This is a genomic window from Trichloromonas sp. (assembly GCF_041583255.1).
Lineage (GTDB): Bacteria > Desulfobacterota > Desulfuromonadia > Desulfuromonadales > Trichloromonadaceae > Trichloromonas.
Genome location: NZ_JBFHGD010000020.1, coordinates 1 through 25468 on the forward strand (window position 1 = coordinate 1; position 25468 = coordinate 25468).

24 protein-coding genes and 1 other RNA gene are annotated in these 25468 nt (G+C 59.4%); 20 read left to right on the forward strand and 5 right to left on the reverse strand.

Annotated elements, in window-relative coordinates; all coding sequences use genetic code 11:
* The 9 genes from queA to ABYV89_RS03065 form a co-directional block, all read left to right on the forward strand.
* A partial coding sequence (gene queA / locus ABYV89_RS03025; protein ID WP_432821446.1) for a tRNA preQ1(34) S-adenosylmethionine ribosyltransferase-isomerase QueA occupies positions 1-1021 on the forward strand: 1021 nt, incomplete at its 5' end.
* A gap of 42 nt (positions 1022-1063) precedes the next feature.
* Positions 1064-2191: a tRNA guanosine(34) transglycosylase Tgt gene (gene tgt, locus ABYV89_RS03030; RefSeq protein WP_432821447.1), complete on the forward strand. Its 1128-nt coding sequence runs from the start codon at positions 1064-1066 to the stop codon at positions 2189-2191.
* A 64-nt stretch (positions 2192-2255) separates the two neighbouring features.
* Positions 2256-2570, forward strand: a complete 315-nt coding sequence (gene yajC / locus ABYV89_RS03035; RefSeq protein ID WP_432821448.1) for a preprotein translocase subunit YajC — start codon at positions 2256-2258, stop codon at positions 2568-2570.
* Between the two features lie 79 nt (positions 2571-2649).
* Complete coding sequence (secD, locus tag ABYV89_RS03040) at positions 2650-4248, forward strand: protein translocase subunit SecD (RefSeq protein ID WP_432821449.1); 1599 nt, start codon at positions 2650-2652, stop codon at positions 4246-4248.
* A gap of 10 nt (positions 4249-4258) precedes the next feature.
* The gene (gene secF / locus ABYV89_RS03045; protein ID WP_432821450.1) at positions 4259-5194 is read left to right on the forward strand and encodes a protein translocase subunit SecF; all 936 of its coding nucleotides are present in this window, start codon (positions 4259-4261) and stop codon (positions 5192-5194) included.
* Positions 5191-5757, forward strand: a complete 567-nt coding sequence (locus ABYV89_RS03050) for a tetratricopeptide repeat protein (protein ID WP_432821451.1) — start codon at positions 5191-5193, stop codon at positions 5755-5757. The genes secF and ABYV89_RS03050 overlap by 4 nt, the downstream gene beginning before the upstream one ends.
* Before the next feature lie 106 nt (positions 5758-5863).
* Positions 5864-6745, forward strand: coding sequence for a right-handed parallel beta-helix repeat-containing protein (locus ABYV89_RS03055; RefSeq protein ID WP_432821452.1), 882 nt, complete (start codon positions 5864-5866; stop codon positions 6743-6745).
* Positions 6733-8454, forward strand: coding sequence for a single-stranded-DNA-specific exonuclease RecJ (gene recJ / locus ABYV89_RS03060; RefSeq protein WP_432821453.1), 1722 nt, complete (start codon positions 6733-6735; stop codon positions 8452-8454). Before ABYV89_RS03055 ends, recJ begins: the two co-directional genes overlap by 13 nt.
* Positions 8455-8672: 218 nt before the next feature.
* On the forward strand, positions 8673-10340 hold the full coding sequence (locus tag ABYV89_RS03065) for a B12-binding domain-containing radical SAM protein (protein ID WP_432821454.1): 1668 nt from the start codon (positions 8673-8675) through the stop codon (positions 10338-10340).
* A gap of 196 nt (positions 10341-10536) precedes the next feature.
* On the opposite strand, the gene ABYV89_RS03070 is transcribed toward ABYV89_RS03065, so the two are convergent.
* The 4 genes from ABYV89_RS03070 to ABYV89_RS03085 are packed head-to-tail and all read right to left on the reverse strand — an operon-like array spanning position 10537 to position 15054.
* Positions 10537-12414 (reverse strand): monovalent cation:proton antiporter-2 (CPA2) family protein, encoded by a 1878-nt coding sequence (locus ABYV89_RS03070; protein WP_432821455.1) that lies wholly within the window; start codon positions 12412-12414, stop codon positions 10537-10539.
* Complete coding sequence (locus ABYV89_RS03075) at positions 12411-13019, reverse strand: NAD(P)H-dependent oxidoreductase (RefSeq protein WP_432821456.1); 609 nt, start codon at positions 13017-13019, stop codon at positions 12411-12413. The genes ABYV89_RS03070 and ABYV89_RS03075 overlap by 4 nt, the downstream gene beginning before the upstream one ends.
* Positions 13016-13828 carry a formate/nitrite transporter family protein gene (locus tag ABYV89_RS03080; RefSeq protein ID WP_432821457.1) on the reverse strand — a complete coding sequence of 271 codons (813 nt, stop codon included), beginning with the start codon at positions 13826-13828 and terminating at the stop codon, positions 13016-13018. Before ABYV89_RS03080 ends, ABYV89_RS03075 begins: the two co-directional genes overlap by 4 nt.
* A gap of 32 nt (positions 13829-13860) precedes the next feature.
* On the reverse strand, positions 13861-15054 hold the full coding sequence (locus ABYV89_RS03085; protein ID WP_432821458.1) for a pyridoxal phosphate-dependent aminotransferase: 1194 nt from the start codon (positions 15052-15054) through the stop codon (positions 13861-13863).
* A gap of 191 nt (positions 15055-15245) precedes the next feature.
* Here ABYV89_RS03085 and pheA point away from each other — a divergent pair, with 191 nt between their 5' ends.
* From pheA to ABYV89_RS03130, 9 genes are all read left to right on the forward strand, one after another.
* Positions 15246-16319, forward strand: a complete 1074-nt coding sequence (gene pheA / locus ABYV89_RS03090) for a prephenate dehydratase (RefSeq protein ID WP_432821459.1) — start codon at positions 15246-15248, stop codon at positions 16317-16319.
* A 42-nt stretch (positions 16320-16361) separates the two neighbouring features.
* Entirely contained in the window at positions 16362-17231 is an 870-nt protein-coding gene (locus ABYV89_RS03095) for a prephenate dehydrogenase (RefSeq protein ID WP_432821460.1), read from the forward strand.
* A gap of 13 nt (positions 17232-17244) precedes the next feature.
* Positions 17245-18537, forward strand: coding sequence for a 3-phosphoshikimate 1-carboxyvinyltransferase (aroA, locus tag ABYV89_RS03100; RefSeq protein WP_432821461.1), 1293 nt, complete (start codon positions 17245-17247; stop codon positions 18535-18537).
* A 58-nt stretch (positions 18538-18595) separates the two neighbouring features.
* The gene (cmk, locus tag ABYV89_RS03105; protein ID WP_432821462.1) at positions 18596-19309 is read left to right on the forward strand and encodes a (d)CMP kinase; all 714 of its coding nucleotides are present in this window, start codon (positions 18596-18598) and stop codon (positions 19307-19309) included.
* Positions 19306-20145, forward strand: coding sequence for a 4-hydroxy-3-methylbut-2-enyl diphosphate reductase (gene ispH / locus ABYV89_RS03110; protein ID WP_432821463.1), 840 nt, complete (start codon positions 19306-19308; stop codon positions 20143-20145). Before cmk ends, ispH begins: the two co-directional genes overlap by 4 nt.
* Before the next feature lie 114 nt (positions 20146-20259).
* On the forward strand, positions 20260-21981 hold the full coding sequence (locus tag ABYV89_RS03115) for a 30S ribosomal protein S1 (RefSeq protein ID WP_432821464.1): 1722 nt from the start codon (positions 20260-20262) through the stop codon (positions 21979-21981).
* 52 nt (positions 21982-22033) lie between these two features.
* Positions 22034-22939 carry a signal peptide peptidase SppA gene (gene sppA, locus ABYV89_RS03120; RefSeq protein ID WP_432821465.1) on the forward strand — a complete coding sequence of 302 codons (906 nt, stop codon included), beginning with the start codon at positions 22034-22036 and terminating at the stop codon, positions 22937-22939.
* A 12-nt stretch (positions 22940-22951) separates the two neighbouring features.
* Positions 22952-23230, forward strand: coding sequence for an integration host factor subunit beta (locus ABYV89_RS03125; protein WP_432821466.1), 279 nt, complete (start codon positions 22952-22954; stop codon positions 23228-23230).
* Between the two features lie 53 nt (positions 23231-23283).
* On the forward strand, positions 23284-23667 hold the full coding sequence (locus tag ABYV89_RS03130; protein ID WP_432821467.1) for a PaaI family thioesterase: 384 nt from the start codon (positions 23284-23286) through the stop codon (positions 23665-23667).
* Between the two features lie 211 nt (positions 23668-23878).
* Here ABYV89_RS03130 and ssrS read toward each other — a convergent pair.
* A non-coding RNA gene (ssrS, locus tag ABYV89_RS03135) (6S RNA) lies at positions 23879-24062 on the reverse strand.
* Between the two features lie 174 nt (positions 24063-24236).
* Between ssrS and ABYV89_RS03140 the strand changes: the two genes are divergently transcribed.
* A complete protein-coding gene (locus tag ABYV89_RS03140) occupies positions 24237-25178 on the forward strand; it encodes an RluA family pseudouridine synthase (protein ID WP_432821468.1) in 942 nt (313 codons plus the stop codon).
* A 38-nt stretch (positions 25179-25216) separates the two neighbouring features.
* Positions 25217-25468, forward strand: a 252-nt coding sequence (locus ABYV89_RS03145; RefSeq protein WP_432821469.1) for a prolipoprotein diacylglyceryl transferase family protein, incomplete at its 3' end; no start/stop codon positions are given.

Here is a 25468-nt window from a genome sequence, read left to right on the forward strand (position 1 = left end):
TGATTTTGATTTTGAACTCCCCGAGGCGCTGATCGCCCAGTACCCGCCCGAGTCTCGCGAAGATTCACGACTGATGGTACTGAAGCGGCGCGAGCAGACAATCGACGCCGGCGCCTTTCGCGATATCCTTGATTGTTTTGTGTCCGGCGACCTGCTGGTCTTGAACGACACCCGGGTGATCCCGGCCAGGCTTCTGGGCGAAAAGGAGAGCGGCGGCCGGATCGAGGTTTTTCTGGTTCGGCGCCTGGCGTCGAACGATGAAGACTGGGCCTGCCTGACCCGCTGCTCGAAAACGCCGAAACCGGGTGCCCGGCTGCTGCTGGGCGGCGAGATCGAGGCGATTGTGCTGCCGGGAGGCGAGGCGCCTTACCGGCATATCCGTTTTCAGTGCCGCGGCGACTTTACCGAGGCCCTCGAACGGGTCGGCCGGATTCCCCTGCCGCCATACATCCGGCGGGAGGATGACCAGGTCGACCGTGACCGCTACCAGACGGTCTTTGCCAAGGCCAACGGCGCGGTTGCCGCACCGACCGCCGGGCTGCATTTCACCGAGCGGGTACTGGATGAACTGCGGGCCAAGGGGGTGATGATCTGCCCGGTGACCCTGCATGTGGGGTTGGGGACCTTTCTGCCGGTGCGGGCGGAAAACATCCTTGAGCATCGCATGCATTCCGAGGCCTTTCATATCCCCCGTTCGACCGCCGACGCCGTAAATCAGGCAAAAGCGCAGGGGCGGCGGGTCTTCGCGCTGGGGACAACGACCACCAGGACCCTCGAATACGCCGTGGATGAACAGGGCCGCCTGGAAGCGGGGGAGGGGAGCAGCGATCTCTTCATTTATCCCGGGTTCCGGTTCCGGATCGTCGACGCCATGATCACCAATTTCCACCTGCCGAAATCGACCCTGCTGATGCTGGTGTCCGCATTCGCCGGCAGGGACTTTGTCCTTGAGGCCTACCGCCGGGCGGTTCGGGAGCATTTTCGTTTTTTCAGCTACGGCGACTGCATGCTGATTCTTTGAGCTGCAGGATTTGACCTTTGCGACGGTGAGTTAGTATTCAGTTTGAATAAATTCAGTTTTGATCTTTTGAATGAGGATGCCGGGTGCAGGGCCCGGAGAGGTCGGGTGCATACCCGGCGCGGGATCATTGAAACACCGGTGTTCATGCCCGTCGGCACCCAGGGGACGGTGAAGGCCATGTACCCTGAGTCCCTCAAGGAGATCGGGGCGCAGATCATCCTGGCCAATACCTATCACCTCTTTCTTCGACCCGGTCACGAGCGGGTTCGCCGGCTCGGTGGGCTGCATGCGTTCATGAACTGGGATCGGCCGATTCTCACCGACAGCGGGGGCTTTCAGGTCTTCAGTCTTGGCGACCTGCGCAAGATCGACGAGGACGGTGTGCGCTTTCAGTCTCACCTCGATGGTTCGAGTCATGTGCTGACGCCGGAGTCGTCGATCGCCATCCAGGAAGCGCTGGGGGCGGATATCATCATGGCTTTTGACGAGTGCATCCCCTATCCGTCGAGCCGTGACTACGTGGCCGCATCCACCGAACGTTCCAGCCGTTGGGCCCGCCGCTGCCGACTGGCCCGCCAGGTCGATGACGGCGCGGCGCTCTTCGGCATCGTCCAGGGCGGGATGCATCAGGACCTGCGGGCGAAAAGTGCAGCCGACCTGCTGGAGATCGGCTTCGAGGGGTATGCCGTCGGCGGACTTTCCGTCGGCGAGTCGGCCGAACTCATGTACGAGGTGATGGACTGGACCATGCCGCTGCTGCCGAAGGACCGGCCCCGCTACGTGATGGGGGTGGGGACGCCGGAGAACCTGGTCGAGGGGGTTCGGCGCGGGGTCGACATGTTCGATTGCGTCATGCCGACCCGCAATGCCCGCAACGGAGTGATGTTCACCAGCTTCGGCAAGGTCAGCATCAAGCAGGCCCGCTACCAGGACGATGCGCTGCCGCTCGACCCGGAGTGTTCCTGTTATGTCTGCCGCAACTACAGCCGGGCGTACCTGCGGCACTTGTACCAAAGTAACGAAATTCTCTCATCCATGTTGAATACGCACCACAATCTGCACTATTATCAGCAGCTGATGGCTTCGATGCGCAGCGCCATCGAGGCGGGAGCGTTCGAACAGTTCCGGGCAGAGTTTTACCGAAAACGCCAGACAGACGGAGCAGGCTGAGCGTCAGGACGGCTTCGAATCACTTTTCCAAATAACCCAAACATCTATTCAAGGAGGATTTACCATGGTTTCTGAAGCTTACGCAATGGCCGGCAACACCGGCGCACAGGGGGGCAGCCCGGGTTACGAAGGCGTGATCATGCTGGTGGTGATGTTCGCGATTTTCTATTTCCTGCTGATCCGTCCCCAGCAGAAGCGGGCCAAGCAGCACAAGCAGCTGATAGAAAGTCTCAAGGTTGGTGACCAGGTCGTCACCGCCGGCGGTCTGCACGGCAAGATTGCCGCCCTGCAGGACACCGTGATCATGGTCGAAGTGGCGACCGGCGTCAAGATCAAGGTCAATCGTTCTTCCATCGTGGGAACCCGGCAGGAACAGTAACCCCTGTTATACTACCCGGCAAGACCGAGTGAGCCGCAGTGCGGTTCCGTCAGCAAGCCGAAAGGAGATCTTTTCTGCCATGTCCAAAAGTCTCAAAATGCGGGGGGGGCTGGTACTGCTCTGCCTCCTTCTTTCGTTGATTTCCCTGGCACCGAGCTTTATGGCCGACAGCCTGCCCGGCTGGTGGACCAGGGCGTTCGATCCGATTCATCTGGGTCTTGACCTGCAGGGTGGTATGCATCTGGTTCTTGGCGTCGATGTGGACAAGGCAGTGGAAAGCAGGCTGGACAGCGCTCTTGACCAGGTCGAGAGCCTGTTGAATGAAAAGGACGTCATCTTCAAGCGGGTCGAACGGCTTCCCGGCGAGCGTCTGGCGGTGACGGTTTACGATGCCCAGGCCGGCAGTCTGGTCGACGTCCTGATGAGGGAGAATTTCCAGAATCTCGAAGCGCTGACCCTGACCGACGAAGGCGGCTATATCCAGAAAAACTTCCGCCTCAGCAACCGGGAGGTGGCGAATATCAAGGACTACGCCATTCGCCAGGCGCTGGAGACGCTGCGCAACCGGGTCGACCAGTTCGGGGTCAGTGAGCCGACCTTGCAGCTGCAGAGCGACAACCGCATCCTGATCCAGCTTCCCGGAGTCAAGGATCCGGAGCGTGCCATCGCCCTGCTCGGCAAGACGGCCCGTCTCGAGTTCAAGATGGTCGCTGAAGAGGCCAATCCGCAGGATGCCGTCAAGGGGATCCTGCCGCCGAGAACCCAGCTGCTGTATGAAAAGAATGTCAACCGCCAGAGTGGCGAGACGACTGAAAACCCGCTGGTGGTTTATGAAAAAACCGCGCTGACCGGTGATCTGCTGGCCGACGCCCAGGTGCGCATCGACACCCGTTTCAACGAGCCTTACGTCGCCATCGACTTCAACTCGGTTGGCGCCAAGCGTTTCGACCAGATCACCGCGGCCAATGTCGGCAAGCGCATGGCGATCGTTCTCGACGATACGGTCTACTCGGCCCCGGTCATCCGCGAGCGCATCTCCGGCGGCAGCGCCCAGATCAGCGGTTCCTTCAACGAGCAGGAAGCGACCGACCTGGCGATCGTGCTGCGGGCTGGATCGCTGCCGGCACCGGTTAAAATCCTCGAAAACCGCACCGTCGGACCGTCCCTGGGGCGCGACTCGATCAACCAGGGGATCGTCTCCGTCGCTGTCGGCGGTCTGCTGGTGATTTTGGGTATGGCCATTTATTACAATCTTTCGGGACTGGTCGCCAACATCGTGCTGATCCTGAATGTTTTCTTCATCATGGCGATGCTGTCGCTGTTCAAGGCGACCCTGACCCTGCCGGGGATTGCCGGCATCGTGCTGACGATCGGCATGGCGGTTGACGCCAACGTCCTCATTTTCGAGCGAATCCGCGAAGAGCTGCGGCTCGGCAAGACCGTTCGCAATGCCATCGACTCCGGTTACAGCAAGGCGTTTCTCACCATCATCGACGCCAACGTGACCACCCTGATCGCGGCCCTGGTCCTTTTCCAGTTCGGCACCGGTCCGGTCAAGGGCTTTGCCGTCACCCTCTCGGTAGGGATCATGGCGTCGCTCTTCACCGCTATTTTTGTGTCGCGGGTGATTTTTGACTTTTTCCTGGAGCATCGCCAGGTCAAGCGGCTGAGCATATAAGGAGACCACGATGGAGATAATCAGATCCAATATCAATATCGACTTCGTCGGTAGAAAAACCGTCGCGGTCATGTTTTCGGCGGCGCTCATCGTGATCGGCCTGGTTTCCCTGCTGATTAAGGGTGGTCCCAATTACGGCATCGATTTCGCCGGCGGGACGCTGGTTCAGGTGAAATTCACCCAGACCACCAAGGCGGTCGAAATCAAGGAGGCCCTGCAGGGGCTCGAACTCGGCAGTCTCGTGGTTCAGCAGTTCGGCGAAGATGCTGACGAGTTCCTGATCCGCGCCCAGAACACCAGTGCCGAGCTCGAGGGGCTGTCACGGACGATTGCCGTCGCCCTTGAAACCAAATACGGCACCGGAACCGTTGAAGTGCGCCGGGCCGAGATGGTCGGTCCCCAGGTCGGCAAGGATCTGCGGGAAAAGGGGTTGATGGCGATTGTTTATGCCATGATCGGGATCCTGGTCTACGTTACCTGGCGTTTCGAATTTCGCTTTGCTGTCGGCGCCATCGTCGCCCTGGTTCATGACGTGCTGATCACTTTGGGGGCGTTTTCCCTGTTCAACCAGGAAATCGACCTTCCGGTTATCGCAGCGTTCCTGGCGATTATCGGCTATTCGCTCAACGACACCATCATCGTCTATGACCGCATCCGCGAAAACATGGGCAAGCACGGCAAGGACGGCCTGCCGAGTATCATCAATCGCAGCATCAACGAAACCCTCTCGCGCACCATCCTGACCTCCGGCACCACCCTGCTGGTGGTGCTCGCCCTGTTCGTGTTCGGCGGCGGAGTCATCCACACCTTTGCTTTCGCCCTGCTGATAGGCATCCTGATCGGTACCTATTCGTCGATCTTTGTCGCCAGTCCGCTGCTGATTTTTTGGGATGAACGTAAAGGCGGCAAGGGAGTCAAGGCCGCGGTCAAAGGAGGCGCTGTATGAAAAAAGAGACTCTGTTTTTTGTCGCTGTCGCACTGATCGTCGGGGTTCTGGTCGGCATCCTGGTCAGCAAGGGGGGCAAGAGCCCTGGCCCCGCGCCGAGTTCTTCATCTTCGGCGCCGGCGGTCAATATGCAGCAGGATATTCAGCTGATGGAAAAGCTTGTGGCCAATGATCCCGCGAATCGCGGGGCCTGGGTCCAGCTTGGTCATGCCTATTTCGATTCGAGTCAGCCGGTTAAGGCCATTGAGGCTTACAACAAGGCGCTGGAACTTGACCCCAACGATGCCGATGTGCTGACGGACCAGGGAGTCATGTTCCGTCAACTCGGCTGGTTCGACCGGGCAGAAGAGAATTTCATCAAGGCCAACGAAATAAACCCGTCCCATCACCAGAGCCTGTACAATCTGGGGGTGGTCTACCGCTACGATCTTCAGGACATGAACCGCGCCCGCGAAGTCTGGACCCGCTACCTGCAGGTCAACCCCAGCGGCCCGGGCTCCGACAGCATCCGCCGTGAGCTCGATGCCCTCGGCAGCGCTTCGACCCTGGCTCCTGCCAAATAGCTTTTTGTGAACAGGGTTCGGCCGGGGCTGGATCTTTTCAGCCGTGTATCGCACTGCCAGGCCGGGAGACTCCTCCCGGCCTGTTGTTTATCGGAGGGAACCGGCGATGGTTGGACGCTGTAACATTCTGTGCCGGGGGATCATGATTGTCCTCGCTGTTTGCCTCTGCTCCTGCGCCTGCGCCGTGCCGCGGACGCCGGTTGCCGGGACGTTGCATGGCGAAGTCTCCTGGCAGGGCAGGGTCTACCTCGACGGCGATGTTGTTCTGGGGGAAGGCTCCCGCCTGCTCATCGCGCCCGGTAGCGAGATCGTCTTCCTGCCGGCCAGCGAGGGGCGCGACCTGTTGACGGCCCATCCCAATTTCCCCGGCAGCGAATTGATCATCAAGGGGGAACTGGTTGCCGAGGGATCGCCGGCGGCACCGATCACTTTTCGCTACCTCGATCCCCGCGCCCCGGCCGGCAGCTGGGGAGGAATCAACCTTTCGCAGAGCCCCCGCGCCAGTTTTCGCTTCTGCCGCTTCACGCAGGCGGACAGCGCCGTGCACAGCCAGGAATCGAAGGTCTTTGTCGAGGAATCCCTGTTCGAGAACAATCTGGTCGGCATCCGCTTTTTTTCCTCGGAAATGCTGATCGAAAACAACCTGCTGCGCCGCAACGGCACCGCCATCCGCTTTCATTTCGGCTCTCCGGTGATCTGCCGCAATGAGATCGTCGACAACCGGCGGGCTTTTTTCTTTACCTCCTATCCCCGCGATTTCCATATCAGGTCAAACACGATTCGCGGCAGCAGCGAGTATGCCGTCGTCCTTGGCGAAGAGGTTCCCGATGACGTGCCGATGCCGGAAAATTATTGGGGAACCACCGACCTTGCAGCGATCGAAGCATCCTTTTTCGACGGCCGCAGAACCGGTTACCTGGGCGCGGTGCAGGTTGTTCCCGTCCTTGCGGCCGCGGACGAAAGGGCAGGTATTTCATGGAACCCGTAAAGTGTAGAGGCTGGGCCGCCCGGGAAGCCGCCGCCAGCGCCGGCAGCGAGACCGATCTGGCCAGGGCCCTCGGCGTGGCGCCGCTGATTGCGCGGATTCTGCTGCTGCGCGGTCTCGATTCGCTGGAGGGCGCCCGGGAGTTCCTCGAGGGGCGGCTGGCTGACCTGCCCGATCCCTTCCTGCTGCGGGGGATGGAACAGGCGGTAGCGCGGCTGCTCAGGGCCCGGCTGAAGCGGGAAAAAATCGAGGTGCACGGCGATTATGATGTGGACGGCATTACCGGCTCGGCGCTGCTGGTCGAAGGGTTGCGGAATCTTGGTTTCGAGGTCGATTACCACATCCCCCTGCGGCTGAAGGACGGTTACGGTCTTTCCGCTGAAGCCCTGCAGGCCGCAGCCGCTGCCGGGGTCAGGGTGGTGGTGTCGGTCGACTGCGGGGTTTCGGCGCTGGCCGAAGCGGCGCTGGCCAGGCAGCTGGGCCTGGACCTGATCATCACCGATCATCACCACCCGCCGGAAACCCTTCCGCAGGCCTGCGCCATCATCAATCCCCACCAGTCTGGCTGTGCGTTTCCCTTTAAGGAGCTGGCCGGCGTCGGAGTCGCCTTCTTTCTGCTGATCGGGGTGCGCAAGGCCCTGCGCGATGCCGGCTGTTTTGCCGATCAGGCCGAATTCGACCTGCGGCGCTCCCTTGACCTGGTGGCGCTCGGCACCATTGCCGATATGGTTCCGCTGACCGGCATCAACCGGGTGCTGACCAAGATCGGCCTGCAACTGCTCGACAAGGCGCCCCGGCCCGGCATCCGTGCCTTGAAGGCTGCGGCTAAGGTCGACAAGGTCAATTGCGGCACGGTCGGTTTCCGGCTGGCTCCCCGTCTCAATGCCGCCGGACGGCTCGAAGACGCCGCCCTCGGGGTCGACCTGCTGTTGAGCCAGGCCCTGGCCGAGGCCAGCGAAACGGCCGAATTTCTCGACGGCCTCAACCGTGAACGTCAGGCGATCGAAAAGCAGGCCCTTGAGCAGGCCGTCGAGCGGCTGGACTCGGGCGGCGAAGGGCGCGAGCGGTCGATCGTTTTGGCCGATTCGCGCTGGCATCCTGGGGTGATCGGCATTGTCGCCAGCCGCCTGGTCGAGCGCTACCACCGACCGACGGTGCTGATCGCGCTCGACGGCGGGCAGGGGAAGGGATCGGCTCGCTCGATCCGCGGTTTTCACCTCTACGATGCCCTCTGCCGCTGCCAGGAGCACCTGCTCGGTTTCGGCGGGCACGCCTATGCCGCCGGGCTCTCCATCGACGATTCCCGCACCGGTGCTTTTGCCGAGGCGTTCGAAATGGCGGCCGCCCAAGTGCTCAGTGCTGACGACCTGATCCCGCGCCTTTCTCACGACGGCGAGGTGCTGCTCGAAGAGCTCGATTTGGAAACGGTCCGCCAGCTTTCCGAGCTGACCCCTTTCGGCGCCGGCAATCCCGAGCCCGCCTTTGTCGTGACCGGAGCCCGCGTCCAGCAGGCATCCGTGGTCGGCGGCGATCACCTGCGCTTTACCGTCCGGCAGGACGGTTACAGCCTCCCCTGCATCGCCTTCGGCATGGCTGACCGCCTTGGGCAGCTTGCCGGCACGGTCGATATCCTCTGCTCGCCTGCCCTCAACGAATGGAAGGGGCGGGTTGATGTGCAGCTGCGGGTCCGGGATATCCGTCCTTCGGCCTGACTTGTTTTTTCGGGACCTTCATTTGCGGATTTTTTTCGGCAACCTGCTAGTGAGCAAAACGAACGGGTGGTATAACAGACTTTCTGAAAACTGTTCTCGCCACTTGATCAGCAACTCCCTGACCGGGTGATATTGACTTTTAATGAATAAAAACTGCTGCAGCTTTCTAACCGTACACTGCCTGGTTATAGAGGGAATCCAACTAACGGAGTTGAATTTTGGGGAAGAAAGAAAAATATCATCTAATTATCATCAGGCCGACTCGCTATGATGATGACGGTTATCCTCTGCAATGGCGCAAGTCGCTTATGCCTTCCAATACCCTTGCGTGTCTCTATGGTCTGACATCCGATTGTAGGGACCGTAAAATACTCGGTGACAATGTTGCTATTGTTCTGCATGTCATCGATGAGAGCAATACGCGGGTGCAACCGAAAAAGTTGGTTCGCAACATCAAGGGGGAGGGGGAGAGAGCCCTTCTCCTCCTTGCCGGTGTGCAGACGAATCAATTCCCCCGGGCCCTCGATTTGGCCCGGCAGTTTCTCGCCCTCGGTGTTCCGGTCAGTCTCGGTGGCTTCCACGTTTCGGGGTGCCTGGCAATGCTCCCCGATCTTCCTGCTGAATTGCGCACGGCTCAGGAGATGGGGATAAGCCTCTTTGCCGGTGAGGCGGAATCACAACGCCTCGACAACGTCATTATGGACGCTTATTTAGGCAAACTGCAGCCCGTATATAACTTCCTTGGCGATCTCCCTGATCTCGTCGAACAGCCTATTCCCCACCTCCCGGCCGAGATTGTCAACCGCAACTATTCAGCGTATGGGAGCTTTGATCTTGGGCGGGGCTGCCCATTCCAGTGTTCCTTTTGTACGATCATCAATGTCCAGGGACGCAAGAGTCGTTTTCGCAGTCCGGATGACCTTGAGAAAATCATAAGGGCCAACCATAAGCTGGGAATTCATCGATTCTTTTTGACCGATGATAATTTCTCCCGAAATGCAAACTGGGCCGCCTGTCTCGATCGACTCATTGCTCTGCGCAGGGAAGGGATCAAGATTCGGATTCAGGCCCAACTCGATACCGTTTGTCATCGCATTCCGGGTTTTATTGAAAAGTGTGTAGAGGCTGGCGTCGACAACATTTTTATCGGTATTGAAACGATTAATTCTGACAATCTAGGTACGATCAACAAGGGGCAGAACAATATCGGTGAATACCGTAACGCTCTTTTGGCGTGGAAGAAGTTCCCGATCGTCATCTGTGCAGGGTATATCCTCGGATTTCCCGCCGATACCAAAGAATCGATCCTGCGTGACATCGAGACAATCAAGCGTGAACTTCCAATCGACATCATCCACTTCTCGCATCTGACCCCCTTGCCGGGCTCCGAGGATCACAGAAAACTCATAGCAGAGGGAGCATGGATCGATCCTGATCTTAACAAATTTGATTTAAGCCACAGAGTCACCAAGCACCCTGAAATGTCGGCCGCTGACATTGATGATTTGTTCAAGAAAGCCTGGGACTCGTTTTACACTTTTGAACATATGGAAACGATTCTCAAGAGGATGGTCGCCCTCGGAAGTAATAAGAAACTTTCCACCGTCAATCGTCTCTTGATGTATAGGGAATCTCATCGCCTGCGCGGGGTCTGCGCTCTGGAGGGGGGGCTTTTTCGTTTGAAGTATCGCATGGATCGCCGCCAGGGTCTTCAGGTGGAGAACCCGATAGCTTTCCACCTGAAGTTTGCCTGGGAAAGCCTCTATGTCGCTAGTGTTTCATGTGCGACCTATTTCCGACTCCGTAGGATATTGAAGTCGATATGGACAGATCCGAGACGGTTTGAATACACGGATGCGGCGATTGTTTCTTCTACAACAAAATAGCTTTCGCTAAGCGGAGCCAGCGCTCCGGGCGCTTGCCCGCGCATACTGCAGCGATGATCACACGAGGGAGCAATGCAGCAAGATCGAAGCGGCGATTGTGAGTGGCGTTACAACAAGCCACCTCAGCAATTACACCAGAAACTTCGCCAAATGGTCCGTCAAAACCCAATGCGGATGGTCTAGAGCCAAAGATAATTCAATGCCTTTCCGTGGCCGCCGTGACCGGGCTGTCCGTGTCCCAGGCGTGGTCGTGCTGGTTGTTGATGACGGCGCGGTCGTTGGCGAGGATCTGTTCCTGCAGGCGGATCAGTTCCCGGGCGTTGGCAATGTACGACCCCTGGTCGTGGCGGTGAGGTGCCAGCTGGTGTATGGCCGCCTCGTCATAGGTCAAGAAATGCTGGGCGGCGCGCTTGGCGCTGTAGCGCCGGTGGCCGAGGCCGGTCAGCACATCCACCCCCGCCCGCAGCGAGGCGTCGAGAAAATCCCGGTAGACCTGGTCGACCCCGAGGTCGATGACGTCATGGGTGGCGAGGTTGCTGCCGGAGCGGGCCATGATCTTCAGGTTGGGAAAATGTTTTTTCGCCGTGGTGACCAGGGTGTCGACGGTGGCCGGATCGTTCATGGCGACAAAGAGGATGCGGGCGGTGTCGGCTCCCGCCGAGTGAAGGATGTCGAGGCGGGTGGCGTCGCCGTAGAAGACTTTGAAACCCATCCGCCGCAGCAGGTCGACCTGGTCCGAGTTGTTGTCCAGGATCGTCGCCTCGACGCCGTTGGCGCGCAGAAAACGCCCCAGGGTGCTGCCGAAGGAGCCGAACCCGGCGATGATGACCGGGTGCTCCACGTCGATCTGGTCCGGTTCCCGTTCCGCCTCCGCCCGAGTGCCGAAGCGGGGCAGGACCAGCCGTTCGTTGAGCAGCAGCAGGAGCGGGGTCATGGTCATGCTGAGGGCGGTGACCGCCATCAGCATGTCGAGCCAGTCGCCGCCGACGATTTCCAGGCGGTTGATGAAGGCCAGCAGGACGAAGGCGAACTCCCCCACCTGCGACAGGCCCAGGGCGAAGATGCTGTTCTGGTCGAAAGAGAGCCGGAAGGCCCGGCCGGCGACCAGCAGGACAGCGGCCTTGATCAGGATTATCGCCAGCACCAGGGCAAAGGTGGCTGCAGGACGCTCGGTGATGAGGCGGAAATTGATCGATGCTCCCACCGCGATGAAAAAAAGGCCGAGCAGCAGCCCCTTGAAGGGTTCGATGTCGCTTTCCAGTTCGTGACGGAATTCGCTGTTAGCCAGCAGTACCCCGGCGAGAAAGGCCCCCAGCGCCGGGCTCAGGCCCACCAGCTTCATCAGGAAGGCGATGGCGACGATGATCAGCAGGGCGGCGGCTACGGAGAGTTCGCGGACGCTGGCCTTGGTGACGATGCGCAGGACCGGGACCACGACATAGCGCCCCATGACGATGACCGCAACCACGGCGAACAGCACCGACCCGGCCTTGAGCCAGACCGGCAGGCCTGCCAGCAGTCCCTGGGTATCGCCGTGGGCGCCGCCGGAGCCGGCGTGCAGGGCGAGGAAGGGGAGCAGGGCGAGGATCGGGATGACGGCGACGTCCTGGAAGAGCAGCACGGCGAAGGAACTCGACCCGGCCTGGGAGCCCCCCAGGCCTTTCTCCTTGAGGGACTGGAGTACGATGGCGGTGGAGGACATGGAAAGTGCCAGGCCGCAGGCCAGGGCCCCCCGCCAGCCGAGCCCCAGCAGGAGCAGGCCGCCGGTTAGTATCAAGGTGGTCAAAACCAGCTGCAGGGTGCCCAGGCCGAGGATCCGGGAACGCATCCGCCAGAAATGGGCCGGCTCCAGCTCGAGCCCGACGAGAAAGAGCATCATCACCACGCCGAATTCGGCGAAATGCATGATGTCTTCTCCTTCCTTGCCGACAAAACCGAGGCAGAACGGGCCGATGAGAATGCCGGCCAGCAGGTAGCCGAGCACCGAACCCATCCCCAGGCGCTTGGCGATGGGGACGCAGGTCAGCGCCGCAGTCAGGTAGACCACGGCTTGTCCCAGCAGGGTGTCGCTCATGGTTTCTCCTTTGGTATCCGGTCGATAATCCAGTCATTCAGCAGTTCGTAACCCTGCATCGTTTCTTGGGGCGGAGCCTGGGCCAGGGTCAGCAGCGACCGCCGGTAGAGCTCGGCGTATTCGGCCAGCGTGGTCTCGGTCAGGCGGTAGGTGCCCTGCACCGCGAAGGGGGGCAGCCAGACCATCCGGCACAGGTGGGTCGCCTGCTCCAGCGGGCGCAGCAGTTCTGCCAGGGTGAAGCGGTTGAAACCGTCGTGGGCGAAGCTGGCCCGTGTGCCGCCGGTGGTGAGGGCGGCGAAGATCGGTTTGCCGACCAGCTTGTCACCCCCTTCGCCGTGGGCCCAGCCGTGTTCGAGCACCAGGTCCATCCACTGCTTGACGATGGCCGGGGCTCCATACAGGTACAGAGGGAAGTGCAAAACGATCAGATCATGCTCCAGCAGCAGCTGCTGCTCCCGGGCGACGTCGATGTGAAAGTCGGGATACCGCTCGTAGAGGTCGTGGATGGTGATGTTTTCGAGGTCCGCGAGCCCCCGCAGCAGGGTGCGGTTGGTTCGGGACTTTTCGTAGCGCGGATGGGCGAAGAGGATCAGAATTTTTTTCATTCGTCCCCCTTTTTCCTGCGCAGGTGGATGAACCAGTAGGCGAAGCCGACGAAGACCACGCCGCCGATGATGTTGCCGAGGGTGACCGGCAGCAGGTTGCCGAGGAAAAAGTTGCTCCAGCACAGGGCCGGGTCGCTGTTCGGCAACTGCCCGGCGAGGAAGAGGCCGGTGGGGATGAAGTACATGTTGGCGATGGAGTGTTCGAAGCCGCTGGCGACGAAGGCCATGATCGGCATGTAGCAGGCCAGGATCTTGCCGGGGATATCGCGGGCGGCCGCGGCCATGAAGACCGCCAGGCAGACCAGCCAGTTGCAGAGGATGCCGCGGACCAGGGCGACGTCGAAGGGGAGCTTGGTTTTAGCGGTAGCGATGGCAATGGCATGTTCGGCGACATGCGGCGCCTGCCAGAGGTTGGAGCGGAACATCAGCCAGGCGAAGAAGAGCGACCCGACGAAATTGCCGAGGATAACCACCAGCCAGTTTTCGGCCAGCTTGAGCCAGGTAATCTCGCCGAGCAGGGCGGTTTTGGTCAGCAGGCTGTTGCCGGTGAAGAGTTCGGCGCCGCAGATCACTACCAGCATCAGGCCCAGGGAAAAGACGCTGCCGCCGAGCAGGCGGGAGATCCCCTGGCCGACATGGGCGGCGGCGTCGGCGGTGACCACGGTGGCCAACTCGGCACCGAAGGCGATATAGAAGCCGGCCAGCAGGCTCAGCACGACGGTCCGTGCCAGCGGCTGGGTGGCGACCCGCTTGCCGTTCTCCATGATCGCCCGCACCGTTTCGGCGGGAGTCAGAAAGTTCTTGTCCATTTCTCTTCCTTTGTTCAGCCCAGTAAACTTAATCAGCTTCTCAAGCCAACATCCCTGGCCAGTTTCTCCCAGGCGGGCAGGCTGCGCTCGATAATGGCCATATCGATGCAGTAGGCGATGCGGAAAAAACCGGGAGCGCCGAAACCGACACCGGGAACGAGCAGGATGTTGTGCTGCTGGGCCTTTTTGACGAATTCGACGTCGTCGGCCAGCGGCGATTTGGGAAAGAGGTAGAAGGCGCCGCCGGGCTTGACCATCGAGAAGCCGAGGCCGGTCAGGTGGTTGTAAAGGAGGTCGCGCTTGCGGCGGTATTCGTTGATGTCGACGCTCTCGCGCTGGATGCGGGTCACCAGGCGCTGGATCAGGGCCGGGGCGTTGACGAAGCCGAGCACCCGGTTGCAGAAGACCGCGCCGTCGATAAAGAGTTCGACCCCTTCCATCTGCGGGTTGGCGGCCAGGTAGCCGATCCGTTCGCCGGGCAGGGCCAGGTCCTTGGAGTGGGAGGTGACGATGACCGAGTTCTTCACGCAGCCGAAGATGCCGGGAACCTGCTGGCCGTCGTAGGCGATGCGGGCGTAGGGTTCATCGGATATAACGAACAGGGTGCGCCCGAGTTCCTGCTCCTTGCGCGCCAGCATGTCGCCTAAGGCCTTGAGATCGGCCTCGGGGTAGATGACGCCGGTGGGGTTGTTCGGGTTGTTGACGATGATCGCCCGGGTGTTGGCGCCGATAGCGGCTTCGATGGCGTCGATGTCGAGCTGGAAGGTCTCGCGGTCGGTCCAGACCTCTTTGCTGACGCCGCCGTGGTTGTCGATGTAAAACTTGTACTCGACGAAATAGGGAGCGAGGATGATGACTTCTTCGCCGGGGTTAAGGATGGTCTTGAGCACCACGTTGAGAGCACCGCCGGCTCCGCAGGTCATGATGACCTGGCCGGCCTTGACCGGGTGCGGCGATTTTTCGCTGAGCACATCGGCAATCGCGGCGCGGGTCTCTTCGTAGCCGGCGTTGTTCATGTAGCGGTGCATGCCGGGCAGAGGATTGCTGGCCAGCTCCATCAGTTCGCGCCGGAAGGCCGCGGGCGGCTCCACCGAGGGATTGCCGATGGTGAAGTCGTAGACGTTCTCGGCGCCGTGCAGTTTGCTCAGCCGGGCTCCCTCTTCGAACATCTTGCGGATCCACGACGAACGTTCGATGCAGCTCTGAACTTTGGCGGATATGGTCATGTCAGTCTCCTGAAAATAAATATAGTACAGTGAGCCTGGGAGTTTAACCGGGCGCTGCGAAGCGGTCAAGAATTAAACAATAGCGCGGGTTGCTCCGGTTTTCGGCGGAGACTTGCCGGGATTTCCATTGATTTTTACTGATCGATAGGCTAAGTTTTTCGTCCATTAATTTCGTGAAAGGGGACGTATTCATGGCTGCAAAGGACCTCGGTGACCTGCGCCAGAAAATCGACGACATCGACGACGAAATTCTCGACCTGCTCAATCAGCGGGCGGGGGTCGTCATTGAAGTGGGCAAGGCCAAGGCCGGCCAGAGCAAAGAATTTTACGTGCCGAGCCGTGAACGGGCCATCTACGAGCGGCTGACCGCGAACAACCAGGGCCCCTTTCCATCCGATGCGATCCGCAAGGTATTCCGCGAGATCATTTCCGCCTCCCTATCCCTTGAGCAGCCGATGAAGGTCGCCTTTCTCGGCCCCCAGGGGACTTTTACCCATGCCGCCGCCATGCAGCAATTCGGGCTCTCTGCCCAGGTGGTGCCGCAGAAGAGCATCCCGGCGGTCTTCGAAGAAGTCGCCCGCGGCCGGGCCCCCTACGGGGTGGTTCCGGTGGAAAACTCCACCGAGGGGGTGGTTTCCCACACCCTCGACATGTTTATGGAATCGGATCTGAAGATCAACGCCGAGATCCTGCTCGGCATCTCCCATTTTCTGCTGTCGCGCAGCGGGCGCATGGCTGACATCAGGAAAGTGGTTTCCCATCCCCAGGCTTTGGGCCAGTGCCGCAAGTGGCTGGAGGAGAATCTTCCCGACGTGCCGCTGGTCGATGTCGGCAGCACCGCCCTGGCGGCGCAGATGGTCCTCGAGGATGAGTCCGTGGCGGCCATTGCCAGCGAGATGGCGGCCTCCCTCTACGGCTTGCAGGTGGTCAAGGAGCGGATCGAGGATAATCCCAACAACTTCACCCGTTTCCTGGTAATCGGCCAGAAGACCCCGGAGCGCAGCGGCGGCGACAAAACCTCGCTGATGTTCAGTATCAAGGATCAGCCGGGAATCCTCTACCGCATGCTCGAACCGTTCAGCAAGCGGGCCATCAACCTCTCCAAGATCGAGAGCCGGCCGATGAAGAAAAAGGCCTGGGAATATATCTTCTTCCTCGATATCGAGGGGCATATCGACGACGAGGTGGTTGCCGGTGCGGTCGATGAACTCAAGGGTTATTGCCAGTTTCTCAAGGTGCTCGGTTCGTACCCGCGGGCCCGTTGATTTCTCTCCTGCTGGTTGAATAGAATGGATGACGGATTGCCGATGAAAAAAATTCTTGTCCCGAAAATGGCGGTGGTCGGAGTCGGCCTGATTGGCGGGTCGCTCTCCCTGGCCCTCAAGGCGGCCGGTGCGGTCGGCGAAGTGGTCGGGGTCGGTCGCGGCCTGGCCAACCTGGAAAAGGCCCTGGAGCTGGGGGTGGTCGATTCCTACACCCAGGATCTGGCCGAGGGGGTGGCCGGAGCCGACCTGGTCTTTCTCGCTACGCCGGTGCTGACATTGACCCAGGTGGCTGCTGCATGCGCGCCGCATCTGAAACCGGGGGCGATCCTCACCGACGGCGGCAGCGTCAAGGGGTCGGTGGCCCGCGAGATCGAACCGCTGATGCCGCAAGGGGTCCATTTCGTTCCCGGGCACCCGATCGCCGGCACTGAAAACAGCGGTGCCGAGGCGGCCTTCGCCACCCTGTATCACGGCCGTCGCTGTATCCTCACGCCGACGGCGACTACCGACCCCGCAGCCCTCGACCTGGTGCGCCGGGTCTGGGAGATTGCCGGCAGCGAGGTGGTCATGATGGATGTGGAAAAGCATGACCGCATCCTGGCCGCCATCAGCCATCTGCCGCACATGGTCGCCTATTCGCTGGTCAACGCGGTTGGCTCCTACGACCGCTATGAGGAGAACATTCTCGAGTATTCGGCCGGCGGCTTTCGCGACTTTACCCGCATCGCCTCCTCCGACCCGACCATGTGGCGGGATATCGCCCTGACCAACCGCGACGCCCTGCTCGAGATGATGGAGCGCTGCGAAGCCTTCTTCGCCGAACTGAAAGAGGATGTTCGCAACGGCGAAGGGGAAAAACTGTACGAATTCTTCCTGCGCTCGAAGGAGCTGCGGGATGCGATTCTCAAATGACGGAGAATAATATATGAGCCAAACCAGAACCGTCGGGCCGGCTCGAAGCCTGCGCGGCGAAATCACCGTGCCGGGCGACAAGTCGATCTCCCACCGTTCCATCATGCTCGGCTCCCTGGCCCGGGGGACGACCCTGGTGCACGGATTTCTCCACGGCGAGGACAACCACGCCACCCTCAACGCCTTCCGCAGCATGGGCATCGCCATCGAGGAGCTTGCCGGCGGCGACCTGCGCATCGAAGGGAAGGGGCTGCACGGGCTCAGCGAGCCGGGCGACGTGATCGACTGCGGCAACTCGGGGACGACCATCCGCCTGATGACTGGTCTGCTCAGCGGGCAGAACTTTTTCTCCGTACTCACCGGCGATCGCTACCTGCGCAAGCGGCCGATGAAGCGGGTGCTCAATCCGCTGGCGGCCATGGGCGCCCGCATCTGGGGCCGCGGCGGCGGTGAGCTGGCTCCCCTGGCCATTTCCGGCGGCGCGCTTAAAGGCACGGAGTATGTTTCGCCGATCTCCAGCGCCCAGGTCAAGTCGGCGGTCCTGCTCGCCGGGCTTTATGCCGACGGCGATACCACCGTTCGTGAACCGCACCTCTCCCGCGATCACAGTGAGCGGATGCTGCGTTATTTCGGCGCCGATGTACGCCCCTTCGAAGGCGGCGTGACGGTGGCGGCGCAACCGAAGCTCGAAGGTCGTGAAGTCTTCGTTCCGGGGGACATCTCCTCGGCGGCCTTTTACATGGTGGCGGCGTTGATCGTTCCCGGCGCCGAGCTGCTGATCCGCAACGTCGGGGTGAACCCGACCCGCAGCGGCATCATCGACATCCTGCAGCAGATGGGCGGTTCTCTTGAGCTGCTCAACCAGCGCGAGCTCTCCGGCGAGCCGGTGGCCGACATCCTGGTGCGCAGCAGCGCCCTGAAGGGGATCGAGATCGGCGGCGCCGTGGTTCCCCGGGCCATCGACGAATTCCCGGTGGTCAGCGTGGCGGCCAGCTTCGCCGAAGGAACCACCACCATCCGCGACGCCAGGGAGTTGCGGGTCAAGGAGACCGACCGCATTGCCGCCATGGTCAGCGAGCTCAGCGCACTTGGCGGCAAGGTCGAGGCGAGGGATGACGGCATGGTCATCCAGGGGGTCGAGGGTCTTGCCGGCGGAAAGGTCAAGTCCCACGGCGATCACCGCATCGCGATGAGCATGGCGATTGCCGCATTGCGTGCTAAAGGCGAGGTGTGCATCGATGACACCGCCTGCACGGCGACATCCTTCCCCGATTTCTGGTCGCTGCTCGACCAGGTTCGCAGTTGACGCCTGCAGCGCCGGTTTCCGGCGCTCCTGCTGAAAAAATATTTGCGAGGTCGAACTTTTGAAACCTGAACTGATTGTCGCGATTGACGGGCCTTCCGGGGCCGGCAAAAGCACCCTGAGCAAGCGCCTGGCGGCAGCGCTGGGTTATCTCAATCTTGATACCGGGGCCATGTACCGTGCCGTGGCGCTGGCCGCCAGCCGGAAGAAGGTCGACCTGTCGGACGAGGCGGCCCTGGGCCGTCTGGCTGGAGACGTCTCGATCGATTTTATCCGCCAGGATTCCGGCGAGCGGGTAATGCTCGACGGCGAAGATGTTTCGCAGGCCATCCGCACGCCTGAAGTCAGCCTGCTTACCTCGCGGGTGGCCGCCTGTGCCGGGGTACGCCGGGCCATGGTCGAATTGCAGCGGCAGATGGGCGCAAAGGGCGGGGTTGTCCTTGAGGGCCGGGATATCGGTACGGTGGTTTTTCCCCGGGCCGAAGTGAAATTTTTTCTCAGCGCTTCCGCCGTGGAGCGGGGTCGCCGACGCTACGAGGAATTGAAAGCCAGGGGGTTGCTGGTTGAGCTGGAGCAGACCATTGTCGAAGTCGAAGCGCGCGACGCCGCCGACAGTGCCCGCGAGCACGCACCGCTGATTCAGGCCGAGGACGCCCTGGTGATCGATTCCACCGCGATGACCATCGATCAGGTGCTGCAGGAGATGCTCAGGGTCGTCGAGTTGCGGCGCCGACAGGCCGGCCTTGCTGGTCCTGTGGCTGGGGCCGACCGGTGAAGATCGTCCTCGGGGAAAGCGCCGGTTTCTGTTTCGGGGTCAAGCGGGCCACCAACATGGCGTTCGAAGCGACCGACCAGCACCACCGGATCTGTTCGCTCGGACCGATCATCCACTCCCCCCAGCTGGTGAAGCGGCTCGAAGAGCAGGGGGTCCAGGTGGTGCGCCGGGTCGCGGATATTGACGGCGGTGTCGTGATCATCCGCTCTCACGGGGTGACCGCCGAGGAAATGGAGCAGATCTATGCCCGCCGGCTGGAAGTCGTCGACGCGACCTGCCCGTTTGTGAAGAAGGCCCAGGAATATGCCGGGCTGCTCAGCCACGAAGGGTATACCCTGGTGCTGGTCGGCGAGCGGGAGCACCCCGAAGTTCGCGGCATCGTTTCTTACGCTCGCGACGGCGAAGTCTACGTGGTTTCCGGACGCAAGGAAGCGGAAGAGCTGCCGTCACGCAAGCGAATCGGGGTCGTTGCCCAGACGACCCAGTCGTATGACAACCTGCGCGAAGTGATCGACGTCTGTCTCGGCAAGAGCCAGGAGCTGCGAGTCTACAACACCATCTGTGATGCCACCTCGGTGCGGCAGGACGAGGCCAGAGCCATTGCCGGCCAGGTCGACCTGATGCTGGTCATCGGCGGCTTCAATAGTGCCAACACCACCCGGTTGGCGCAGATCTGTCGGGATATTCAGCCCAACACCCATCATATCGAAACGGCGGATGAAATCGAACCCGGCTGGTTCGGCGGAGTCAGCGCCGTGGGGATTACCGCGGGCGCATCGACCCCTCAATGGATCATCGACGAGGTGGTGAAAAAGGCTTCTGGATCAGGCAAATAAAAGAAAAATAAAAGATTTGTCTTTTAAAAAGCTTTATGATATCTTCCCTCCTCATGGCCGCGAGTCAGACTGTCGGAAACGACAGGAATATCGTTAGGGGGTAACAAATACCAAATGGTGGACAACACGGAAAACCAAGAAGATTTCATGGACGACGATTTCGAGGGAAGCTTTGAGGACCTTTTTGAGAACAGTCTCAAGGAGCTCAAAGCCGGGAATGTCGTTGTAGGTACGGTGGTTCAGGTCAACCCTGATTCGGTAGTCGTCGATGTCGGCGGCAAGTCCGAGGGATTGATCCCCATCAACGAGTTTGTCAATGAGCAGGGGCAGGTCAAGACCGACATCAAGGTCGGCGACCAGTTCGACGTGCTTATTGAGCGTACCGAAAACGAGAATGGCCTGATCAGTCTTTCCAAGGAGAAAGCCGATCGCCAGAAGATCTGGAATGCGCTTGAGGAAAATGCGGTCGTTGAAGGACGCATCCTCTCCCGGATCAAGGGTGGCCTTTCAGTCGATATCGGCGTCAATGCCTTCCTGCCCGGTTCCCAGGTGGATCTCCGCCCGGTTCGCAACCTGGACAAGATGCTTGGTGAAACCTATGAGTTCAAGATTATCAAGCTGAACAAGCGTCGTGGCAATATCGTCCTTTCGCGCCGGGTTCTGCTCGAAGAACAACGCGAAAGCATGCGCGGCGATACGCTCAAGCAGCTGGAAGAAGGTCAGGTCGTCGAAGGTGCGGTCAAGAACCTCACCGATTACGGCGCATTTATCGACCTTGGCGGCATCGATGGTCTGCTGCATATCACCGACATGTCCTGGGGACGGGTGACCCATCCTTCCGACATTCTCAACGTCGGTGACAAGATCAATGTCAAGATCCTCAAGTTCGACCGTGACAAGGAGCGGGTATCCCTCGGGCTCAAGCAGATTGCACCCGATCCCTGGCTCGACGTGGAAGCCAAATTCCCCGTCGGCAGAAAGGTGACCGGCAAGGTCGTCAGCCTGACGGATTACGGCGCATTCATCGAGCTTGAAGAAGGGGTCGAAGGCCTCATTCACGTTTCGGAAATGAGCTGGACCAAGCGGATCAAGCATCCGAACAAGGTACTCAACATCGGTGACGAAGTCGAGTCGGTCGTTCTGGCGCTCGATATTCCCAACCGGCGCATCTCGCTGGGCCTCAAGCAGGTTGAGCCCAATCCCTGGGAAGTCGTCGGCGAAAAGTTCCCGATCGGCACCATCATCGAAGGCCAAGTCAAGAATATCACCGATTTCGGTATTTTCGTCGGTGTCGACGAAGGGATCGACGGTCTGGTGCATATCTCCGACCTGTCCTGGACCAAGCGCGTCAAGCATCCTTCCGAACTGTACAAGAAGGGTGACGTGGTCCGCGCCGTCGTACTGAACATCGACCGTGAGAACGAGCGTTTCTCCCTTGGCGTCAAGCAGCTCCTGTCTGACCCCTGGGAGTCGATTCCGGTTCGTTACACCCCCGGCACCATCATCCGCGGGCAGGTCACTTCGGTGACCGACTTCGGGATTTTCCTTGAGGTCGAAGAAGGGATCGAAGGCCTGATCCACGTTTCTGAAATCAGCAAGGAGAAAGTCGACACGCCGAAGAACTTCGCCAAGGTCGGTGAGGATCTCGAAGCCGTCGTGCTGCATGTGGATACGGTTGAGCGTAAAATCGCACTGTCCATCAAGCACCTGTCGGATCAGAAGGAAAAGGCCGAGGTTGATGCCTTTCTGGGCGCCCAGAAGAATGCCACGTCCAATTTCGGTGATCTTCTGCAGGGTGCGATGCACAAGGCCGGTGGCGAAAAAGACGGGGAATAAGCGTTTTTGACCCAAAACAGACCCCCGCAGCGATTGTTGCGGGGGTTTTGTATTGCTGGATGTCGCTATGAAGAAAAGGCCGTTAATCGTGGGCCTGGCGGTCCTCAGTGGAGTTTTTCTTTTTTTCTGGTTACTGGTCTTCGTGACGGCCGGAATGATGGGGAGGACTTCTTCGTTTCCGATTGGTGAAAAAGTCGGAGTTATCGAAGTCACTGGCGTCATTGCCTCGTCCAAGCTGATCAATGAAAGAATCATTCGCTTCAAGGAAGATTCTTCCATAAAGGCGGTTGTGCTTCGCGTCGATTCGCCTGGAGGTGGGGTCGGTCCGTCGCAGGAAATATATGCCGAAGTCAAAAAGCTTGTCGCAGTAAAACCGGTTGTCGTTTCGATGGGCTCGGTCGCTGCGTCGGGGGGCTATTACATCGCCGCCCCGGCCGGGAAGATTCTCGCTAATCCGGGAACCATCACCGGCAGCATCGGCGTAATCATGGAGTTCACCAATATCAAGGAACTGCTCGACAAAATCGGGTTGAGCAACCAGGTTGTGAAAAGCGGTCAGCACAAGGATATCGGGTCGCCGATCCGCCCCATGACTGAAGCTGACCGGAAAATTCTTCAATCGATGATCGACGATGTCCACCTTCAGTTCATTACCGCTGTTGCTGAAGGGAGAAACATCGATCCGGACAAAGTGCGGCTTTTGGCTGATGGCAGAATTTACTCCGGTCGTCAGGCTCTTGAGGCCGGGCTGGTAGATCAACTCGGAAACCTGCAGGACGCGATCGCTGTTGCAGGAACAATGGCTGGTATCAAGGATACTCCCCGAGTTGTTTATCCTCCCAGGGAGAAAGCCCCCTTTCTAGAATATTTTGTCGAAGAAACAATCAGCCAGGTACGGCAAGAATTACATGAACAGTCTGCTGGAGGCTTGAAATACCTCTGGTCTGGAGTCAAATAGGAGGCTAACTTTATGACAAAAAGCGAGTTGATTGAGCGGTTGTCGTTTGTCAGTGGGTCGGTGAATAAAAAAGAGGCCGAGTTGATTGTCAACACGATCTTTGACAGCATCGGCGATGCCCTGGTATCCGGTGACCGTGTCGAAATCCGGGGGTTTGGCTCTTTCACGATCCGCGAACGGGATGCTCGGGAGGCAAGAAATCCCAAGAGCGGCGAGATTGTGAAAATCCCCAACAAAAAAACGCCATTTTTCAAGACCGGTAAAGAACTGCGTGAGCGGGTCAACCGTTAGAATAAACCGTTTCCGGTTTCTTGTGGGGGGCGACCGGATACAGGAGAAAACTCATGTTGCCAAATACGCATCTTAGTATCTCTTCTGAGTGGGTCGGAGAGCCCGTATCCTTGTCGGCGGGGCGCGCTGTTGCCCAGTTAAAGACTCGTCCGGAGATGATCGCGGATGAGAGGGGCCTGGTTCATGGGGGCTTCACCTTCGGTCTGGCGGATTATGCAGCGATGCTTGCCGTTAACGACCCTTGCGTGGTTCTGGGCAGTGCCGAAGCCAGATTCGTTGCGCCGGTCAGGATCGGGGATATCATGGTGGCCACCGCTGAGGTTGTTGAGGAAAGCGGGAAAAAACGTCAGGTTAAATGCACGGTAAGCACGACTCAACTGGTGTTTGAAGCGACCTTCACCTGCTTTGTTTTGCCTAAGCATATTCTCGAAAGCTGACCCCGATTTTCAAAAAAAGCATAACAAGAACGCCCCATCCGAGCGGATGGGGCGTTCTTGTTCAACTCGCCGGCATTTTTTTGTCTGTCAGAACTGAACTCTACTCAAATCTCCCAGCCATGCTGTCGAGGCGTGGCCCGCTGATGAATTTTTCAGGATCAGTTCTGTTGACGGACCAGCCGCCACGACTGCGTATGCCTGTTGAAATTTAAATCTCTCCAGTATGCCGGGTGATGTTTAGAAGTCTCTCAACCTGAAACCTACTGCGGTTCTCTGAAAGCCACTTCAGGCGTCCCGTTCGGTGACGGGCTGGCTCACCATGTCTTTATCCGAGAACCTTTTCTTCAAATGTTGGTCAATGCCTCAAAACTTCTATCCATGCATCCCAGAGGACAGCGATCCATTTGCATCCCTGTGACTCCATATTAACATTGGCTCATCCTTTGTCAAAGAAATATTTTCTTCGCTGATATCCGTTTTTCAATTCCATTCGGTCTGTATTGCGTCATTATCTTATGCTAGTATCATGACGTTTTACGATTTGAACCGATTGCCTGCAGGGGCCTGTCATGTCCTCAAAATGTTTCCGTTTCTGCCCCTCCACAGAGGATGCTGGGTTACGCCTTGATCAGTATATTGCCAATCAGGACAATGGTTTAAGCCGTGGTTTTGTGCGCAAAATCGTTGATCTCGGCGGCGTTCATGTCGACGGTCGGCGGGTTCGTAAATGCTCGCTTCCGGTGCGGGCGGGGGAGACGATCGAGGTTTATCTGGATGGCCGCCCCCTTGACCCATTCGTGGTAACCGAAGACCTTGTTGTTTATCGTGACACCCATCTGCTGGCGATTAACAAGCCGGCGGGCATTGAAACCCAGCCGACCCCCGCTCGCTACCGCGGGACTCTCTATGAGGCCTTGCTGCAATTTCTGCACAACCCGTTCAGGCCGAAGGATCGACCCGAGCTGGGCATGGTTCAGCGACTCGACCGTGACACTTCGGGGCTGATGATTTTTTCCATTCACAAGCGGGCTCATGGCGGTCTGACGCAGTCTTTCTCCGGTCGCGACGTGCGTAAGCTCTATCTGGCCCTGGTTGCCGGGACCCTGGCGTCGGCGCAGGGGGAGTTTCGATCGCTGCTGGCACGCAACCGGGCTTCCAACCTGGTTCGCTCGGTTTCCAGGGGGGGCAAGGAGGCGATCACCCGCTATCGCGTGCTTGAGGAGTTTCCCGGCGCATCGCTCGTCGAGGTCGAAATTCTCACCGGCCGTTCTCATCAGATTCGGGTCCATTTTTCCGAAGCCGGACACCCCCTGCTCGGGGATGTCCGTTATGGTGGGGGCTCCAGCCGGAATTCTGTCGATATTCCCAGGCAGATGCTCCATTCTTTTCGCTTGACCCTGTCTCACCCGGTACGCGGAGGCCAGTTGCAACTCGAAGCCCCGCTGCCGGATGATTTTGCCTCCTTGCTCGCATCAATGCGGGCCGACCGCAACCCTTCGCCCGCTGAATGAGAAGTTGAGCGTTTCGCCTTCGAGGAATTTTCATGGCCCTGTCCCTTCCCCAGATTGACCCGGTAATTTTCCACATAGGTCCGCTAGCCGTGCGTTGGTATGGTCTGATGTACCTGCTCGGTTTCCTTGCCAGTTATTTCATCATCCGTCACCTGGCCCGCCAGCGCGGCCTGGCCCTCTCTTCGGATCTGCTGTCAGACCTGTTGTTTTACGGTGTTCTCGGGGTCATCCTGGGAGGACGCCTGGGGTACACCCTGTTTTATAATTTCTCCTATTATTCCAGTCATCCA

Excerpts from the sequence above, each read along its gene's own strand:
- ABYV89_RS03075 (WP_432821456.1), bottom strand. The coding sequence starts at position 13,019 with ATGAAAAAAATTCTGATCCTCTTCGCCCATCCGCGCTACGAAAAGTCC.
- pheA (WP_432821459.1), top strand. The coding sequence starts at position 15,246 with ATGGCTGCAAAGGACCTCGGTGACCTGCGCCAGAAAATCGACGACATC.
- secD (WP_432821449.1), top strand. The coding sequence starts at position 2,650 with ATGTCCAAAAGTCTCAAAATGCGGGGGGGGCTGGTACTGCTCTGCCTC.
- ABYV89_RS03095 (WP_432821460.1), top strand. The coding sequence starts at position 16,362 with ATGAAAAAAATTCTTGTCCCGAAAATGGCGGTGGTCGGAGTCGGCCTG.
- yajC (WP_432821448.1), top strand. The coding sequence starts at position 2,256 with ATGGTTTCTGAAGCTTACGCAATGGCCGGCAACACCGGCGCACAGGGG.
- ABYV89_RS03055 (WP_432821452.1), top strand. The coding sequence starts at position 5,864 with ATGGTTGGACGCTGTAACATTCTGTGCCGGGGGATCATGATTGTCCTC.
- ABYV89_RS03070 (WP_432821455.1), bottom strand. The coding sequence starts at position 12,414 with ATGAGCGACACCCTGCTGGGACAAGCCGTGGTCTACCTGACTGCGGCG.
- aroA (WP_432821461.1), top strand. The coding sequence starts at position 17,245 with ATGAGCCAAACCAGAACCGTCGGGCCGGCTCGAAGCCTGCGCGGCGAA.
- ABYV89_RS03085 (WP_432821458.1), bottom strand. The coding sequence starts at position 15,054 with ATGACCATATCCGCCAAAGTTCAGAGCTGCATCGAACGTTCGTCGTGG.
- ABYV89_RS03050 (WP_432821451.1), top strand. The coding sequence starts at position 5,191 with ATGAAAAAAGAGACTCTGTTTTTTGTCGCTGTCGCACTGATCGTCGGG.
- secF (WP_432821450.1), top strand. The coding sequence starts at position 4,259 with ATGGAGATAATCAGATCCAATATCAATATCGACTTCGTCGGTAGAAAA.
- ABYV89_RS03115 (WP_432821464.1), top strand. The coding sequence starts at position 20,260 with ATGGTGGACAACACGGAAAACCAAGAAGATTTCATGGACGACGATTTC.
- ABYV89_RS03125 (WP_432821466.1), top strand. The coding sequence starts at position 22,952 with ATGACAAAAAGCGAGTTGATTGAGCGGTTGTCGTTTGTCAGTGGGTCG.
- ABYV89_RS03080 (WP_432821457.1), bottom strand. The coding sequence starts at position 13,828 with ATGGACAAGAACTTTCTGACTCCCGCCGAAACGGTGCGGGCGATCATG.
- ABYV89_RS03140 (WP_432821468.1), top strand. The coding sequence starts at position 24,237 with ATGTCCTCAAAATGTTTCCGTTTCTGCCCCTCCACAGAGGATGCTGGG.
- ABYV89_RS03130 (WP_432821467.1), top strand. The coding sequence starts at position 23,284 with ATGTTGCCAAATACGCATCTTAGTATCTCTTCTGAGTGGGTCGGAGAG.
- recJ (WP_432821453.1), top strand. The coding sequence starts at position 6,733 with ATGGAACCCGTAAAGTGTAGAGGCTGGGCCGCCCGGGAAGCCGCCGCC.